Origin of the sequence: Mesorhizobium sp. M8A.F.Ca.ET.181.01.1.1 (assembly GCF_004792025.1) — a bacterium.
Taxonomy (GTDB): Bacteria; Pseudomonadota; Alphaproteobacteria; order Rhizobiales; family Rhizobiaceae; genus Mesorhizobium.
In genome coordinates, this window is record NZ_SRTV01000290.1 from 1 (window position 1) to 289 (window position 289).

A 289-nucleotide genomic window follows, 5' to 3' on the forward strand; every position below is an offset into this window, starting at 1 on the left:
CACGGGTACGCGCCCGGCTTGATGGTCAGGAAACGGTAGCGGCCTTCGTTATCCGTCAGGCAGCGGCCGGCGCCGAGGAAGTTCGGATCGAGCGGCGCGTCGTGCTGATCGACCTTGTGCACGTAACGGCCGGCGGCATTGGCCTGCCAGATTTCGACGAGCGTGTTGCGCACCGGGCGGCCGCCTTCGTCGAGCACGCGGCCCGTCACGATGATGCGTTCGCCAAGCGGCTCGCCGTTACGCACGGCGTTGCGCGTGAGGTCGTTGTCGAGCGCGCCGAGGTCTTCGG

1 pseudogene is annotated in these 289 nt (G+C 68.2%); it reads right to left on the reverse strand.

The window, feature by feature from the left end:
- Nucleotides 1-289 (reverse strand): annotated as a pseudogene (locus tag EN824_RS34645) (protocatechuate 3,4-dioxygenase subunit beta); the annotation flags it as partial.